13 protein-coding genes are annotated in these 14,804 nt (G+C 71.1%); 6 read left to right on the forward strand and 7 right to left on the reverse strand.

Translation table 11 applies throughout. The features are described 5' to 3' along the window. The first annotated feature begins 11 nt into the window (after positions 1 to 11). The 3 genes from radC to D7X74_RS30160 all read left to right on the forward strand — a co-directional run bounded on the left by radC (position 12) and on the right by D7X74_RS30160 (position 3,086). Positions 12 to 713: a DNA repair protein RadC gene (radC, locus tag D7X74_RS30150; RefSeq protein ID WP_120536474.1), complete on the forward strand. Its 702-nt coding sequence runs from the start codon at positions 12 to 14 to the stop codon at positions 711 to 713. Beyond that, the gene (locus D7X74_RS30155; protein WP_370450817.1) at positions 686 to 973 is read left to right on the forward strand and encodes a DUF3006 domain-containing protein; all 288 of its coding nucleotides are present in this window, start codon (positions 686 to 688) and stop codon (positions 971 to 973) included. The genes radC and D7X74_RS30155 overlap by 28 nt, the downstream gene beginning before the upstream one ends. A gap of 61 nt (positions 974 to 1,034) precedes the next feature. Further along, positions 1,035 to 3,086, forward strand: coding sequence for a RecQ family ATP-dependent DNA helicase (locus D7X74_RS30160; protein WP_370450818.1), 2,052 nt, complete (start codon positions 1,035 to 1,037; stop codon positions 3,084 to 3,086). 27 nt (positions 3,087 to 3,113) lie between these two features. Here D7X74_RS30160 and D7X74_RS30165 read toward each other — a convergent pair whose 3' ends face one another. Next, positions 3,114 to 3,500, reverse strand: a complete 387-nt coding sequence (locus D7X74_RS30165; RefSeq protein WP_370450819.1) for a hypothetical protein — start codon at positions 3,498 to 3,500, stop codon at positions 3,114 to 3,116. 1 nt (position 3,501) lies between these two features. After that, a complete protein-coding gene (locus D7X74_RS30170; protein ID WP_120536466.1) occupies positions 3,502 to 7,149 on the reverse strand; it encodes a tetratricopeptide repeat protein in 3,648 nt (1,215 codons plus the stop codon). Between the two features lie 90 nt (positions 7,150 to 7,239). Between D7X74_RS30170 and D7X74_RS30175 the strand changes: the two genes are divergently transcribed. Then, on the forward strand, positions 7,240 to 7,659 hold the full coding sequence (locus D7X74_RS30175) for a hypothetical protein (RefSeq protein ID WP_120536467.1): 420 nt from the start codon (positions 7,240 to 7,242) through the stop codon (positions 7,657 to 7,659). Between the two features lie 333 nt (positions 7,660 to 7,992). Here D7X74_RS30175 and D7X74_RS30180 read toward each other — a convergent pair whose 3' ends face one another. Both D7X74_RS30180 and D7X74_RS30185 read right to left on the reverse strand, forming a co-directional pair. After that, the gene (locus D7X74_RS30180) at positions 7,993 to 8,961 is read right to left on the reverse strand and encodes an SDR family oxidoreductase (RefSeq protein ID WP_120536468.1); all 969 of its coding nucleotides are present in this window, start codon (positions 8,959 to 8,961) and stop codon (positions 7,993 to 7,995) included. Beyond that, a complete protein-coding gene (locus D7X74_RS30185; protein ID WP_120536469.1) occupies positions 8,958 to 9,812 on the reverse strand; it encodes a lysophospholipid acyltransferase family protein in 855 nt (284 codons plus the stop codon). The genes D7X74_RS30180 and D7X74_RS30185 overlap by 4 nt, the downstream gene beginning before the upstream one ends. Before the next feature lie 92 nt (positions 9,813 to 9,904). On the opposite strand from D7X74_RS30185, the gene D7X74_RS30190 reads away from it, so the two are divergent. Then, the gene (locus D7X74_RS30190; RefSeq protein ID WP_120536470.1) at positions 9,905 to 11,329 is read left to right on the forward strand and encodes a DUF2252 family protein; all 1,425 of its coding nucleotides are present in this window, start codon (positions 9,905 to 9,907) and stop codon (positions 11,327 to 11,329) included. 21 nt (positions 11,330 to 11,350) lie between these two features. On the opposite strand, the gene D7X74_RS30195 is transcribed toward D7X74_RS30190, so the two are convergent. The 3 genes from D7X74_RS30195 to D7X74_RS30205 all read right to left on the reverse strand — a co-directional run bounded on the left by D7X74_RS30195 (position 11,351) and on the right by D7X74_RS30205 (position 14,417). After that, positions 11,351 to 12,289: a polysaccharide deacetylase family protein gene (locus tag D7X74_RS30195; RefSeq protein WP_199732914.1), complete on the reverse strand. Its 939-nt coding sequence runs from the start codon at positions 12,287 to 12,289 to the stop codon at positions 11,351 to 11,353. A 23-nt stretch (positions 12,290 to 12,312) separates the two neighbouring features. Next, complete coding sequence (locus D7X74_RS30200) at positions 12,313 to 13,023, reverse strand: glycosyltransferase family 2 protein (protein WP_120536472.1); 711 nt, start codon at positions 13,021 to 13,023, stop codon at positions 12,313 to 12,315. Between the two features lie 80 nt (positions 13,024 to 13,103). Further along, positions 13,104 to 14,417 carry an NAD(P)/FAD-dependent oxidoreductase gene (locus D7X74_RS30205; protein WP_120536473.1) on the reverse strand — a complete coding sequence of 438 codons (1,314 nt, stop codon included), beginning with the start codon at positions 14,415 to 14,417 and terminating at the stop codon, positions 13,104 to 13,106. 229 nt (positions 14,418 to 14,646) lie between these two features. Here D7X74_RS30205 and D7X74_RS45375 point away from each other — a divergent pair. After that, positions 14,647 to 14,804 (forward strand): zinc-ribbon domain-containing protein (locus D7X74_RS45375; protein ID WP_199732913.1); only part of this gene is annotated, 158 nt, incomplete at its 3' end.

The raw sequence follows: 14,804 nt of genomic DNA on the forward strand, positions 1-14,804 counted from the left end.
ACTCCAGGTCGGTGAGGGCCCTCACGGAGGACGCGCGCGAGCGCCTCTTCCGGCTGGGCGCGGAGGCCCTCACCGACCTGGAGTTGCTGGGGTTGTTGTGGACGGAGGGGCCCAGGGGCACGGGCCTCAAGGACGCGGGCCTGACGCGGGGTGGGCTCAAGGCGCTGGTGCAGGAGGATCCCCGGGCCCTGTGCGCACGCCGGGGCGTGGGCCCGGCCCGAACATCGCGGCTGTTGGCGGCGCTGGAGCTGGGGCGGCGCGCGCAGCGCTCTCCGGAACGCCGTCCCAAGCTGCGCACGCCGAAGGATATCCACGCGTACCTGACGCCCACGCTGGGCGCGCTCCGGCGCGAGGTGTTCCACGTGCTGTGCTTCAACCCGCGCAACGTGCTGGTGCATGACGCCCGGGTGGCAGAAGGAACGCTGAGCGCGTGCCCGGTGGATCCCCGGGAGGTGTTCGCCGCGGCGTTGTCCGCGCGAGCCACGGCCATCGTGCTCGCGCACAACCACCCGTCGGGGGACCCGGAGCCCAGCGTCCAGGACGTGGGCCTCACCGAGCACCTGGCGCGCGCGGCGGGGCTCCTGGGCGTGAAGCTGCTCGACCACGTCGTCGTGGGGGACGGCGCCTACGTGTCGATGCTGGAGCGAGGACTGCTGCCGGACAGCGAGCGGGAGGGGCGACGCAAGTGCGGCACGCCGGACGGGGGCTGGTGATGATGGCGGGGGTGCTGCTGGGGGTGGGCGCCAGCCCCGTGCACGTGGAGCTGCTGGAGGGCACGCGGGCCCGGGTGGTGCAAACCGGGAGCGGGCAGGCGTGCACGGTGGAGCGCTGGAGGCTGCCGCCGGGCGCACGCGAGGGGGACGTCATCGTGGATGGCCGCCTGGACCCGGAGCGGACGGAAGAACTGCGGCGCGAGGTGGCGAGGAAACGGGCGGCGCTGGCGGTTCCACTTCCTCCGGGGCTCGAGCTGTGAGGTGGGGCACCGGTGCCCACGGACAGGGATAGGCGTTGACGGCCGACCCAGGATGATGAACATGCGCGCGATGCTGGAGTCCCTGCCCTTCCTCGAAGATGCCCAGCGGGGACTGGTGCGGTACTTCGGCCTGTCGGAGTTCCGCCCCGGCCAGGCCCCCGTCATCAACTCCGTGCTCAGCGGCCGCAACACCGTGGTGGTGATGCCCACGGGCGCGGGCAAGAGCCTGTGCTACCAGCTGCCGGCGCTGCTCCTGCCGGGCATCACGCTGGTGGTGTCGCCGCTCATCGCGTTGATGAAGGACCAGGTGGAGCAGCTCACCGCGAAGGGCATCCCGGCCACCTTCATCAACTCCTCGCTGTCGGACCTGGAGCGGGCGGAGCGCCTGCGCAAGCTGCGCGCCCGCGAGTACAAGCTGCTCTACGTCGCGCCGGAGCGCTTCCGCAGCGGAAGCTTCCTGGAGCTCATCTCCGAGCTGGGCGTGGAGCTGTTCGCCGTGGACGAGGCGCACTGCATCTCCCAGTGGGGCCACGACTTCCGGCCGGACTACGCGCTCCTGGGACAGGTGCGCAAGCGGCTGCGCCCCCCGCGCACGGTGGCCCTCACCGCCACGGCGACCCCGGAGGTGCGCGACGACATCGTCCGCGTGCTGCTGATGAAGGACCCGAGGGTGTTCGCCCAGGGCTTCGACCGGCCGAACCTCTTCCTCGACGTGGTGAACGTCAACGGGGACGAGGAGCGCCGGGAGGCCTGCGCCCAGCTGGCGGCCAAGGGCGGCAGCGGCATCATCTACTGCTCCACGCGCAAGGCCGCGGAAGGGATGCACTCCGCGCTCGTGACGCGCAAGGTGCGCGCGGTGCTGTACCACGCGGGCATGGAGGACGACGCCCGCCGCCGCGCGCAGGAGGACTTCATGTCCGCGAAGGAGGCGGTGGCGGTGGCCACCAACGCCTTCGGCATGGGCATCGACAAGTCGGACATCCGCTTCGTCGCGCACGCCAACATCCCCCGCGCGGTGGAGGCGTACTACCAGGAGATTGGCCGCGCGGGCCGGGACGGCAACCCCGCCACGGCGGCGCTGCTGTTCAACCACGCGGACGTGTACACGCAGGAGCGCCTCATCGAGAGCAGCCACCCGTCCGAGTCCGTGCTGTCGGACGTGTGGTCAGCGCTTCAGGGCGTGGAGGAGTTCGACCGGGGCGTGCACGCGCTGGCGGGCATGGTGGGCGCCAGCGAGTTCGAGGTCTCCGCCGCGCTCAAGATCTTCGAGCGCGAGGGCAAGCTGGAGCGCGGCGGTCGCGGCGAGGGCGAGTACGGGCTGACGCTGACCGACAAGGCGCCCACGGCCCAGCCGCACGCGCCGGAGACCCAGCGGCTCTTGCGCTCGCTGCTGGAGACCTTCCCGGTGGGACGTCAGGCCACCACGGAATTGCCCATCCTCGCGCGGCGCACGGCGCTGTCGGAGGACGAGCTCCGGCACGCGCTGGGGCTCCTGGAGAAGGCGGGCGTCGTGCGGGTGCGCAAGCCCTTCGCGGGGCGCTCCATCCGCGCGCTGGAGCGCGTCCCGTTCCGCGAGCTGAGCGTGGACCTGAGCCGGGTCCGCACGCAGGAGCGGCACAACCTGCTGATGCTCAAGCGGATGACGGACTACGCGTACACGCCGAAGTGCCGGCGCGCGTTCATCCTGAACTACTTCGGGCAGGCGGACGCGGCGACGGTGTGCGGCACGTGCGACCGGTGCGCGGGCAGCATGATGCCCAAGCCGTCCGGATCCTCCTCGCGCGCCGCGCCCGCAGCCTCCGGCGCGCCGGTGCGGGTCTACAGCGAGCTGGCCTCCACGGAGCTGCGCCGCTGGCGCAAGGACCTGGCCAAGGACCTGGATGTCCCGCCCTTCATCATCTTCAACGACGCGACACTCCTGGGCATCGCCGCCGAGCTGCCGGTGGACCGGGAGTCCTTCCTCGCGGTGAAGGGCACCGGGGAGAGCCGCTGGGAGCGCTTCGGCCCCAAGGTGGTGGAGATCTGCCTGATGGCCCGCGCCGCGGGCCATGAGCCGCAGGCCTCGCCCGTGCCCCCGCGCGTGCGCAAGTCGAAGCTGCGCCGCACCTCGTGAGGCCCGCCGTCGGCGGGCCTTGGGCGCTCAGCCCTGGGGAGGGCCGCTCCGGTGGCCGGCGGCGCGAAGGACGGCCCACCGCAGCACGCCCATGATGGCGCCCACCACCAGCGCGAGCAGGAAGATGACCACCACGGTGACGACGCCGAAGAGGACGCGCACCCCCAAATCGGAGATGCGGCCGTTGAAGTACGCCGCGCGCAGCGGCTCCAGGCCGTGCACCACCTCCAGCGCCCGCGCCGGCAGGGAGTCGAGCGCCATGGACAGGCGCTCGACCGTCGGCGAGCGGAACTTCCGCCGGAGGACCTCCACGACGATGCCCACCAGCAGGTAGAGCACCGACAGCAGGAAGGCGTTGCCCCACATGACCTGCAGCAGGGGTGAAGACGGGGGCCGCTCGCGCACGTCGGTCACGCTATCTCGACGCCCGGCGCTTGAGGAGCGGAAGGGCCTTCTTCACGCGCTTCGCATCCGGGGCCTCCCCTGCGAGCCGCAGGAAGGCCTCGTAGGACTCCACCGCCCGGGGCAACTCCGCCGTCTCGCGCGCCAGGACGTCCGCCAGCGCCAGGTGCGCCATGCCGTCGGTGGGCTCCAGCTCCACCGCCTTGGCCAGCGCCTCGCGCGCGGGGGCCTCCTGCCGTTGCTTGAAGGCCACCAGGCCCAGCGCCAGGTATGCCCGGCCGCTGAAGGGGGCCAGCTTCACGGCCTCGTCGGCGGCCGCCCGCGCCTCCTTCACCATGCCCGCGCCCAGCAGCACCCGCGCCAGCGTCGTCTGGGCGAAGGCCTTGTCCCAGACGGTGTGTGCACGGTCGGCCAGGTCCTGCAGCGTGCGCGACGCGCCCCGGCCTCCGCCGGGAAGCTGCGCGTACAGCTCGCCCACGCGGCCGCACGTCGCGTCCGGACCCTCGCGCCGCGCCGCCGCGAAGGCCGCGTCCGCGCTCTCGACCTGGCCCTGGCGCAGGAAGGCCTGGGCGATTTCACAGAAGGTGTTGGGGTCCTTGGAGTCCAGCTTGTTGGCGCGCTCCAGCGCCGCGAAGCCGCCCTTCGCATCGCCGTTGCTGAACAGGAGCGCCGCGCGCAGCCGCTGCCCCTCCGCGTCCTCCGGCGCGAGCTTCACCGCGCGGCCCGACGCCCCTTCGGCCTCCTTGCGGCGACCGGACTGGTACAGCGCCAGCGCGAAGCCCTTCTGCGCCGCCGCGCTGCCAGGGTTGTCCAGCTGCCACGCCTCGAACTGCTTCAGCGCCTCTGGCGTGCGGCCCAGCGCCAGGAGCACGCGGCCCAGCGCGTCGCGAGACTCGCCATGCGCGCCGTTGCGCTCCACCGCCTGCGTCAGCGGCTTGAGGGCCATGTCCGGCAGGCCGCGCGCCAGGAGCAGCCGCCCCAGGGAGCACGCACCCTCGTAGTCGCGGGGGTCCTTCAGCGCCTCGTCGAACTGGGCCTGCGCCTTGTCGAGCGCGCGCTCGCGCCAGTACACCTGCCCCAGCGCCACGCGCAGGTCGGTGCGCGGCCGCTTGGCGAGCGCCTTCTCCAGCACCTCGCGTGCCTGGGCGCCGTTGCCTTCGTTCGCGTCCGCCAGCGCCAGCACCGCGACGGCCTCCGGCGGATAGCGGTCGTTCACGCGCGTGCGGGCCAGCTCCGCGCGGGCCTTCTTCCAGTCTCCCAGCCGCGCGTACGCCGCGCCGCGCACCATCGCCACCTTGCGGCCCCCATCCACCTCCAGCCGCTGCAGCGCCTCGCGCTCGCGGTCGCGATCCAGCAGCGTGCGCCCCAGGCCTTCCTTCGCGTCCTCGCTCTTGGGCTGGAGCTTCAACGCGGCCTCATAGGCCTGCTGCGCGGCCTCCAGCTTGCCGGCGGCGCGGCCCGCGGCCCCCAGCGCGAGCTGGAAGTCCATGGCCAGCGGCCCCTGCGTGCCCTGGGCGAGCAGTGCGCGCGCTTCCTCGTACTTGCCCAGCGCGGACAGCAGCTCGCCGTGCACCAACTGCTGGCGGGGCTTGAGCGCGGGGGGCAGCTTCGGATCCTTCGCCAGCGGCGCCACGTCCGCCAGCCCCGCTTCCAGCTCCTGCTCCAGCGCGAGCCGGCTCTCCGCCATGCCGATGCGGGCGGCCGGGTGCTCCTTGGAGACCTCGCGCGCGCGCTTGAACATCTCCAGCGCCTGCGCGAAGTCCTCGGAGGCCAGGTAGTAGCCGCCCAGGGACACCAGCGCGCGGACGTTGCCCGGCGACGCCTTGAGGGCCCGGTCGAAGCGGTCCAGGGCCTTCTTCTCGTCCTTGGCCGCCAGGAGCAGGCTGCCCGCGAGCGCGTGCACCTCCGTCACATCGTCCTGCGAGGCGAGCAGCGCGCGGCGCGTCGACTCACGGCCCCGCTCGTCCGCCACCAGCTCGTTCGTCGCGAGCACCAGCCCGGCGAAGCCGTCCTTCACGCCTGGCTTCTCCAGGGCCTCCAGCGCCAGCCGCCGGTCCTCGGAGGCACCGCCGTGGTCCTGGTAGCGCAGCGCATGCGCGTAGGCCGTGAGGGCCCAGCCCTGCGCGCTGGCTTCGTCCATGTCGCGCGCGCGGTCAAGCTGCCGGAGCGCTTCGTCCAGGGACGCGCCAGTGTCCTGCGCCACCGCCCGCCGGGCCAGCTCCAGCGTTTCGGACAGCGTCTGGCCGCCCTGGCGGGAGCGGTAGAGCAGGAAGAAGCCCGCGCTCGCGCCCAGGAAGATGATCGCGACGAAGAGGGCCACGGTCTTCGCGCCGTAGCGCTCCAGGAGGGACTGCTTCGCCCGCTCCTTGGCGATCTTCTCGTGCATCTCGCGCTCGTACTTCGCGGCGAGCGCCTCCGTGTCCTTCGCGTTCGCCGCCGCCTTGTTGCGAGCGGTCGCCGCCGCCAGCTCCGTGGCATCCGGGATGTCGTCCAGCAGCGAGCGCTTGCCGCCCGCCGTCGTAGCGACTGGAGCCACCGGCGCGGGAGCCCGCGCCCGCACCGCCTCCGGGCCCGGAAGGTTTCCGAGCAGCCCGCCGCCCTGCGACGAAGAAGGCTCGTCGGCCGGAGCATCCGGGAGGTCCGCGAGCATTCCGGACGAACGTGCGCGACCTGGCGCCTTTGCCGGATCCGACGGGCCCGCCTGAGCCCCGGAGTTCTGAGGTTCGGCCCCCGCCTGCGCCTCGCGCCTGGACTCCGACGACTCCTGGCCCGCCTCCACGGGGCCACCCTGAGCCTCACGTCCGTCAGCCGGATCCGAGGACCCGTCCGAAGCGTCACGCCCGTCAGCCGGATCCGAGGCCTCACGCCCGTCAGCCGGATCCGAAGCCTCATGCGCGGAAGCGGGATCCGAGGACCCGTCCGAAGCCTCACGCCCGGAAGACGGTTCTCCGGGGGATTCCGCCCCCGCCCCTTCCGGACCGCCGGAAGCAGGTCCCACCGAAGCGCGCGCATCCGTCGCACCCGCTGTCGGCGCGGCTCCGCTCGCCGGGCCCGCCTCGGACGCGGCGCGCTCCGCGCCACCCACGGGGGTCTCCGTCCGGGCACGACGCGGCTCCAGACCGGCCGCCGCCGCCGCGCGCGCATCGAACGCGGACGGCTGTGCCTCCGCCCCCGGCGCCGGGGCCTCGTCGTCCTCCGGAGCCGCCGCCGGGACCGCCAGGGTGCCCAGGTCCGCGAAGATGGGCGCGGGCCCGCCGGACAGCGCCTGCTGGGCTTGATCCAGCCACTGCTTCACGCGCCCGTTGTTGGGTTGCAGCGCCACGGCCTTGCGAAGGATGGGCAGCGCCGAGCGGAACAGCCCGCGCTGCAACAACACCTCGCCAATGAGGTTGTAGGCGTAGGGGTTGTCCTTCTCGATGGCGATGGCCTGATCGAACTGCTCCATCGCCTCCGCGGGCCGGCCCAGTTGGATGAGCGCCTTGCCCCACAGCACCCGTCCCACGGTGGACGTGGGGTGGTGGGTGATGCCTTGGGTGCACACTTCAATCGTGCGCGCCGCGTCTCCCTTCTCCAGGAGCGCCTTCGCCAGCTCCACGAAGACGGAAGAGGTCGGGTCCTGCCGGAGGAGCTGCTCGTAGCGCTCCACCATCGACTTGGCCATGTTGAGTCGCGACTCCGGTGCTCGGGCGGGGAGTGCGGACCATAGCACCGCCCTCGTCCCGCGCACGCAGCGGGTGGTAGCGTCGCGCACGTGAACCGCCTGCCTGCCCTGATGTTCGCCCTGGTCCTCGGTGGGGCCTGTGCCCACACCCCACCCGCTGGGGACCCGGAAACGCTCCGCCCCGCCGTGGAGGGCTTCCACAAGAACCTGCGCTGGCGCAACTACCGCGCCCTGTCCGGCTTCCTCGTCCCCGAGGAGCGCCAGGACTTCGAGCGCAAGCGCCGCGAGCTGCACGACGAGCGCGACCTCACCGTCACCGACTACGAAATCGAGGACGTGAAGCTCGCCGACGACGGCAAGCGCGCCACCGTCCACAGCCGCATCCAGTGGATGCGCCTGCCCTCCGCCTCCGAACAGACCGAGTCCGTTACCTCGGAGTTCGTCTTCCGCGATGGCGTCTGGCTGCTGGAGAAGCAGCAGTCAGGCCCGTTCGCGGGCGAGCTGGAGTAGAAAAAAAGTCGCCCACCGCCTCGGGGCCGGCCGAGACGGTGGGCGTCGAGGGTTCCCCAATGGAACCCCCTACCAGGGTGACGGGGTCGCGCGGTGTTGCTCAGGCCCGCTGCGACCTCGCCGTGTTGCTGGGGATATAAGCAAGGCGGGTGCCAACCTCCGCGCCCCCCTGCCCTGCCCCCGGCGCCCCTGGGAAATCAGACACTTGCGTGCCCGAGCCTTCCGTCACCGCCGGGGCCTGCCTGACAGTCCTGTCAGGGGGCCCCTGCCATCCCGCCACTGCCCCAGTGACATCCGTGTCAGGGGGAGCGGCGGCGGCCCATGGAAAATCCGCTACTCGCCCACCACGGAGCGGATGGTGTCGCGCATGGAGTGCCGGGCCTTCCAGCCCACGTCCTGGACCCAGCGATTGCCGTCCACGGCGCAGAGGAACTGGATGTGGTCCAGCTCCGGGGGCGGGAAGTTGGCCAGGCGGTAGCGGAACATCAGGCCCAGGAGCGGGCGGGCCACCGGGTGCGGCACGGGGATGGCGGTGTGGCCCAGCTCTCCCAGCACCGCGGACAGGGGCACCTGGCCGGGGCCGACGACGTTGTAGACGCCCTTGGGCTCCGGGCGCAGGGCCTCCACCATCGCGCGCGCCACGTCCTCCACGTGGATGAGCTGCACCATCGGGTCGAAGCCCGCGAGCGTCCACGGGTAGCGCAGCCGCAGGTAGTTGGACGGCGCGTTCTTGATGGTGGGTCCGACGATGTGGACGGGCCGCAGGATGACCGTCTCGATGTTCGGATGCTTCCAGAAGAAGCTGTGCGCCAGCATGTCCACTTCGATGAGGTCGCGCACGCCGGAGAAGCGGCTCGCGGCCATCAGCGGCGCGTCCTCGGTGAGGAAGTTGGAGTTGTCCGGGCTGGGGCCGTAGACGTTGGCCGAGGACAGGACGACCACCTTCTTCACGCCGTACTTCGCGCAGTACTCCAACAGGCGCGTGGTGCCCACGACGTTGAAGGAGTGGTGCTCCTCCTCGCTCATGCGCGGGTCGTGCATGATGCCCATGTGGATGACGGCGCGGACCTCGTTCTTGCGAAAGACGTCCTCCGCCTTCTTCTTGCGCAGGTCCATCTGGTGCATCTCGACGTCCTTCGGCCGGCCCGCGAAGGGGCGCCGGTCGATGCCGATGATGCGCTCGCGCTTGTGCAGCATCTTCGCCAGGGTGCGGCCCAGGTTGCCGCTGATGCCCGTGACGACGACGGCGGGCTTCTTGTTGTCCGCCCCGCCCTCCTTCTCTTCCTCGTGCGGGGCGCTCACCAGAACACGCCCCGGCGTTCCTTGAGCCCCTGCTGGAGCATCGCCTGGATGGAGGCCTTCACGGTGCGCACCTTCTTGTCGAGTTCACTGTCCTCGTCGTCCGCGCGGCCGGTGAAGTGCAACGCGTCTCCGAAGTAGATCCGGTACTTGGTGGGCAGCGGGAACGCCGCGCCGGTGGGCGTGATGGGGAAGGACGGCATGCCCAGAAGCTTCGCCAGGGGCTTCAGGTTCATCAGCGCGGGGGCCTGCTCTTCCGCGCCCACCACGGCGATGGGGACGATGGGCGTGTTCGTCTCCAGGGCCAGCCGCATGAAGCCCAGGCCGAACTCCTGGAGCTGGTAGCGCTGGGGCCACAGCTTGTTGAGGCCGCGCGTGCCTTCGGGAAACACGAGGATGGCCTCCTCCGCCTCCAGCAGGCGGCGGCAGTTCTCCGGCGTGCCGACGATCTGGCCCACGCGCGCCATGAAGGTGGAGACGTAGGGCAGGGACGGCACCCACTTCTCCACCATGCTGCGGATGGCGCGCGGCGGAGAGCCCTCCACCATCAGGGCGATGCCAATCATCGCACCGTCCATGGGCAGCTGGCCGGAGTGGTTGGACACCAGCAGCACGCGCCCGGCGGGGATGCGGTCCGCGCCGTAGGCCTCCACGCGGAAATAGTGGCGGTAGAGCCACAGGAACGGGGCGATGGCGGCCAGGCTGTAGTCCAGGTTGAACCCGAAGGGGTCCACCCCGTACTCGTTCTCCGTCCGGGCCAGGCCCTGGAGTTCGCCCGACTGCGCTTCGCCCGCCATGCGCTCGGTCCAGCCGCGCAGGCCCTTCTTCACCTTGTCGCTGAAACGCTCCAGCATGGCTGGCTCCTTAGCACCCCGGCACGCACACCGGGAGTGGGCCAGCAACCCGCGACGCGCTTCTGACGACAACCTGTCGGAAGGAATCCCCCATGCGCATCCCGCCCAAGCCCCCCTCCCGGACGTCCGCCCCTGGTTCCACCGTCGCGGCGACGGTGTTGACGCTCGCCTCCGCGGGAGGTCCGGCGGGGCGGATGAACACCACCAGCGACTTCCAGCCCCGGGCCCCCTCGTCCCGGACCGGCGACACCGTGGCCGTGAACACCCCGGCGCGGGCCAAGGCCGCCACATCCGACCTCGCGAGGGAGCCCTCCCAGGGGGTGGCCTTCGTGCGCGACTTCAACGCGAAGCTGGCCCTGCCGCCCGCGCGCCTGAAGGAGAAGCTCGCGATGATGCGCGAGAGCCCCTCCGCGATGTTCCGGGCGATGCCGGCGCTCTTCCATGCGGACCTGCGGGGGCCGTACGCGCAAGGCGCGAAGCTCCTGGACCGGCCGGCCCCGGACATCCTCGTGGTGGGGGATGCCCACGTGGGCAACCTGGGCACCTTCCGGGGACCGGAGGGCAAGGCGGTGTGGGGGCTCAACGACTTCGACCAGGCGGGCATCGCGTCGCCGGAAGCGGACCTCACGCGGCTGGCCACCAGCGCCGTGCTCACCGCGCGCGAGGCGGGCCTGTCCGCCGGGGAGCAGGCGGAGGCGGTCAAGGCGCTCGCGCAAGGGTACTTCGAGACGCTGGAGCTGCTGGCGGACGGGGATGCGAACCCGGGGGCCTTCCTGACGAAGAAGGAATCGTCCGGGCCGGTGAAGGACCTCATCGACCAGTCGCGCGACACGTCGCCGAAGGACCTGTTGGAGAAGTACGTGAAGTCCGACGGTGCCAAGGGTCCCCGTTTCCTCACCACGGACACGCTCAAGCCGCTGGACGCGACGCGGAAGAGCGCGGTGCGCGCGGCGCTGGCGTCCTACGAAGCGACCCTGAAGGGCACCGAGGGCGTGGCCGTGCCCCTGAAGGTGCTGGACCTCGCGGAGCGCCTGGACGCGGGTGGCAGCAGCTACGGCCTGGAGCGCGACTACGTGCTCCTGGGCGCGAAGGATCCGAAGGCCCCGCCCGTGCTGCTGGAGCTGAAGGAGCTGCTGGCCTCCGGCGTGGGTTCTCCCCCGGTCCCCGCGAACGGCGCGGACGTGGTGAAGGCGCAGAAGGAACTGGCTGGCGACGCGAACCCGCTCACGGGCACGGTGAGCATGGGCGGCCGGGCCTTCCTCGTGCGCGAGGTGGAACCGGAGAAGGGCAAGCTGGACGACGGCGCGCTCTCCAAGAAGAAGGCCCTGCGCTCCACCTTCGAACAGGCGGGCGTGGTGCTGGCCCGGGCGCATGGCCACACGCGGGAGCAGGCCACGCGCCTGGAGGCCTGGCTGGGCGGCGATACGCACGAAGCCACGAAGCGGCTCACCGCGTTCGCGCAGTCCTACGCGGATCAGGCCGAAGCGGATTGGAAGGCCCTGAAGGCCGCGCGCTGATCCCCGCGGCGCGACGTTCCCTCAGAGCGTCGCGGAGAGCTGCCCCGCCGCGTCGCGCAGGGTGACGACGTCGAAGTCTTCCTTGAGCCACTGGAAGATGCTGCGCAGCCGCTCCTGCTTCTTCGCGGCGCTCACGCGCAGGTCGCGCTGCTGACGCACCAGCTCCGGCGGGATGCCGTCCGCCGCGTCCAGCACGTCGACACCGTGCAGCTCGAAGTTGAAGAAGGCGTCCGCCCGGCATGCCCGGTACGCGGCGCGCATGGTGCCGCGAGGCAGCGTGGTCGCGAACGTGCCGATGAACGGGAAGCGCACCACCGGCGTCACCGTCATCGGCAGCTCCACCACCGCCCCCGTGCCCCGTCGGTAGGGCTGCGCCGGATCCGGCCGGTACGGCACGCGCGGCGCGAGCAGCACGCGGGGCGTATCCAGCACGGAGCGCGAAGGCCGCCCCAGCGCCGCGAGCGCCCCCATCACCGCCGCCTTCGCCGCGTAGTACGGCGCCGCCGGGAACGCGGAGGACCCATACGTGTACCCCTGCACCACCGTGGCCGCGTACAGGTCGGCGTTCAGCGTGTAGCCCGGGGCCCGGAAGCCGCAAGGACGCACGCCGGTGGCCTTCAGGATGGCCGCGTCCGCGCGCGCCAGGTCTTCCGCGATGGCGTCGGCACCGCGCCGCGTGAGCGCGTAGTCATGGGCGTGGCTGTGGCTCGCGACCTCGATGCCCGCCGCGTGGGACTGCCGCATGCCGGCCGCCGCGCCGGGGTCCGCCTCCAGGTCCTCCCCGATGGCGAAGAACGTCCCGGGCACTCCGACGGAGGCCAGCAGGTCGCGGAAGCGGGGCACCGCCACGCGATGGATCAACGTGCGGGCCCGGTCGTCCAGGAGCGACTCGGGCAGCCCGTGGATCCGGCAGTAGTGCGGCAGCGAATCCAGGTCGACGGAGATGGACGCCAGTCGCACCGCTGGCATGGAGCGCTCCCTCTTCAGGTCCCGCGAACGCGGATGACGTAGAACAGCTTGCCCACGTTCTTGAGCACGTTGGGCACGCGCTTGAACAGGTGGATGGACGGCTGGCGCTTCTCGTGGAGCTGGATGGGGATCTCCATCACGTTGAGCCCCTCGCGCCACGCGCGGATGACGAACTCGCTGGCGAACACGTCCATGTCCACCACGCACTTCTGGATGACGGGCAGCAGCGCTTCGCGGCGGAACGCCTTCAGGCCGTGCGTGTCGGTGCCCTGGAAGCCCAGCGCCACGCGCAACAGCTTGTTGTGCACCCGCGTGGCCGCGCGGCGGATGAGGGGCCGCTGATCACTCGCGCCCTTGGCCGCCTTGGAGCCCACGACCATGTCCGCCTCGCCGCGCTCCAGCCGGGGCAGCGCCGCGTCGTAGAAGGTCAGGTCGCACAGGTCGATTTCATCGCACACCACGTAGGTGCCCCGGGCCTTGAGGATGCCCTCCTTCAGCGCCACGCCGTAGTTGGGCGTCTCCGAGTGGAACCAGCGCAGGCGCGGGTTCTTGGAGCACAGATCCTCCAGGATCATGGGCGTCGCGTCGCGCGAGCCGTTCTCCGCGAAGATGATTTCGTAGTCGAGCCCGCGCGCATCCAACCCCTGACGCAGCTCTTCGGCTGCCTGGGCGATGATGGACTCTTCGTTGTAGACCGGGATGACGACGGAGAGGTGCAGGGCCATGGGTCCAGAAGAAGCGAAAGGTAGGCCTGGGGCCTAGCACGGCCCCAACCCACCCGTCGACAAGGAGATGACCCCTCGCGTCAGCCGTTCAGCGTCCGGGCACAGGCCCGCCCGCCCAGGATGGCGTCCTCCATGGACGAGTACTCCCACTGGCCATAACGCCCCGCGGTGAGGATGCCCGCGTGCTCCAGGAAGCGGGCGACCTCCGCCTTCGCCGGTCCGTACGCGTCGTCGTAGAGCACATACGCGTTGGGGATCTCCCTCGCCTTGGTGAAGAGGACGTCGTCCTTCGAGTGGATCATCTCCGAGCGCAGCAGGTCCTCCACCGCCTTGCGCTCCGCGTCCTCCAGCGACAGCTCGCCGTGGTGGCTGAACTCGACGGAGAAGCTGGCCGTGTCCGAGGGAGCCAGGGGCGCGTACACCGCCGAGGGCGAACCGATGCGGTACGCATGGAACTCCGGCTCCGGCAGGTAGATCCAGTGCCAGGGCTGACGGTTCGCGCCCTTCGCGCCCACGCACACGTACGTGACGGTGAAGGCCCGCAGACGCTTCGCCGCGGCCTGCACCTCCTCCGGAACCCCGGAGGCACCGCGCGCAATCAACTGCACCAGCGTGGGCAGCGCGATGGAGGACACGAGCCCCGAGTAGCCTTGCGTGCGCCCGTCCGACAGCACGACCTGCTTCGCCTTCCAGTCGATGGAGACGGGCTCGGTGTGCACGCTCAATTCGCCGCCGCGCAGGTGCTGTTTCATCGCGCGCGCCAGGCTCTCGATGCCGCCTTCGCGCGGGTAGAGGAACGAAGCGTTGTAGCCCAACTGGTCGCTGCCGGCCCCGAGCGCCCCGTCGACGACCTCCTTGAGGGAGGGACGCGGCACGAAGCGGCCCACCCAGTTGGCGGACATCTCGCGCGGGTGCACGGTCCACAGCTTCTGGTTGTAGGGCAGCATGAAGTTCTTCGCGAAGCCTTCACCCATGTAGCGGAGGATGAACTCCTCGAAGTTGACGGGCTCGCGCTCGCGCAGGGCCCGGCCCTTCTCACCGTAGATGGCCTCCACGTAGCCGATCAGGTTCTCCGCCACGACCTCCGGCGGCAGCCCGTGGGTGTTCACCTGGTAGGGGAAGCGCGTGAAGGTGCCGCGCGAGTACACCGCGGCGCGGCGCTGGATGCGCACCATCTGTTCAGGCAGCCAGAGCGTGTTGACCAGCTCCTGGATCTCCGGGTCGCGCAGGTGGAGCCAGTGGCCGGTGGGGTCGAAGTAACACCCGTCGATGACCTCGGTCTTGATGAGGCCGCCGACCCGGTCCGACTTCTCGATGAGGCGCCAGGGGCGCTTGAGGAAATGCGCGGTGGACAGGCCCGCGAGGCCCGCCCCGAGGATGACGATGGGATCCATGCTCCGCCGGGTCTACCACCTCGTCCGGGGGGCTGGAAAAGGAAGGCATACTGCCAGTAGGGGCGTGCGCCCGCCCTCCTGCCCGCCCGGGTGACGACTCGTCGCCCCGGGGGCGCGTTCTTTCCGGGCTTGAAACGGCTCTGCTAGCCTGCACGCGCCGCGCGGACCATCGCACCGCCCATTCATTGCTGCGCGTGCGCGCGCCAGCCGGTCTCGTCGAAGGAAAACAATGAAAGTCTCCTGCCCGTCGTGCCAGACGAACTACAACATCGATGACAGGCGGATCCCGCCCGGGGGCGCGAAGCTCAAGTGTGCCCGGTGCCAGACCACGTTCCCCATCAAGGCCGATGGCGTGAGCTCCGACGCCCCCGAGGCCGCGGCCCCCGC

The sequence above is a fragment of the Corallococcus sp. CA047B genome, from assembly GCF_003612065.1.
GTDB classification, from domain to species: domain Bacteria; phylum Myxococcota; class Myxococcia; order Myxococcales; family Myxococcaceae; genus Corallococcus; species Corallococcus praedator.

Bases quoted from the DNA above. Each gene is read 5' to 3' on its own strand.
- D7X74_RS30160 (WP_370450818.1), top strand. From the start codon at position 1,035: ATGCGCGCGATGCTGGAGTCCCTGCCCTTCCTCGAAGATGCCCAGCGG.
- D7X74_RS30170 (WP_120536466.1), bottom strand. From the start codon at position 7,149: ATGGCCAAGTCGATGGTGGAGCGCTACGAGCAGCTCCTCCGGCAGGAC.
- D7X74_RS30185 (WP_120536469.1), bottom strand. From the start codon at position 9,812: ATGCTGGAGCGTTTCAGCGACAAGGTGAAGAAGGGCCTGCGCGGCTGG.
- D7X74_RS30190 (WP_120536470.1), top strand. From the start codon at position 9,905: ATGCGCATCCCGCCCAAGCCCCCCTCCCGGACGTCCGCCCCTGGTTCC.
- D7X74_RS30200 (WP_120536472.1), bottom strand. From the start codon at position 13,023: ATGGCCCTGCACCTCTCCGTCGTCATCCCGGTCTACAACGAAGAGTCC.
- D7X74_RS30205 (WP_120536473.1), bottom strand. From the start codon at position 14,417: ATGGATCCCATCGTCATCCTCGGGGCGGGCCTCGCGGGCCTGTCCACC.